General features: G+C 70.3%; 1 pseudogene. It reads left to right on the top strand.

The features are described 5' to 3' along the window. Positions 1 to 465: pseudogene (locus RM844_RS32525) on the top strand (hypothetical protein); the annotation flags it as partial.

Below are 465 nucleotides of genomic sequence, written 5' to 3'. Positions count from 1 at the left end.
GGTCGGGCCCGTTCTTCAAGGCATACGTAGCAAATCTCTTGCCGGGTCAGATCCTGCAACCGTTCATCGACGCCGCGTTCTCGGATCTCGGTCTGGACCCGAATGTGCTGCTGCCATCGGAACGCAGCGATCCTCAGGTTGGCCAGCCCGGCACCCCGGCGCTGCCGGTGCCGTACCCGCGGACCGGGCAGGGCGGTGAACCGCGGTTGAACCTTCCCGATGCGATCACCGGTAAGCCCGATGACCCGCGCTATCCGTACCGCGAGCCTCCTGCTGCGCCGCCGCCAGGCGGTCCGCCACCGGGACCACCGGCGCAGGGGCCGCCCAACCAGCAGTCCATCCAGACACCGGTCGGGCCTGTGGAATTGCCTGCCCCTGGTGCGACGCCACCGGTGACGCAGCTTCCCGGGCTGCCGGAGCCGCTGCCGCCAGGACCACCCACGGTCGGACCGGGGGCACCGGGAC

The organism is Streptomyces chisholmiae (assembly GCF_031845445.1).
GTDB lineage: Bacteria > Actinomycetota > Actinomycetes > Streptomycetales > Streptomycetaceae > Streptomyces > Streptomyces chisholmiae.
Note: the sequence above shows the minus strand (reverse complement) of the source record. Positions and strands in the feature narration are given on the sequence as shown.